General features: G+C 68.9%; 1 pseudogene. It reads right to left on the reverse strand.

Annotated features, from left to right (window positions below):
- A pseudogene (locus V3W40_RS34630) lies at positions 1-222 on the reverse strand (ribonucleotide-diphosphate reductase subunit beta); the annotation flags it as partial.

Below are 222 nucleotides of genomic sequence, written 5' to 3' on the forward strand. Positions count from 1 at the left end.
GGCACGAGTTGGTTGAGGTCGGCGCGGCAGTTGATCATGCGCTTTTCGTCAACGGCGACGCGGGCGGAGGCGCCTTCGAGTTCGGCGAGGCCTTCGGCGACGTCGAGTTTGTCCAAGGCGGCCTTGGCGCGCACGATGGCGGCGGAGTCACTGGCGGTGACGGCGCGTGCTTCGATGGCGGCAGCGGCACCGGCACCGTCGAGGCGGTCCATGTTGGCTTCG

Source organism: Pseudomonas sp. AM8, from assembly GCF_036346475.1.
GTDB lineage: Bacteria > Pseudomonadota > Gammaproteobacteria > Pseudomonadales > Pseudomonadaceae > Aquipseudomonas > Aquipseudomonas marginalis.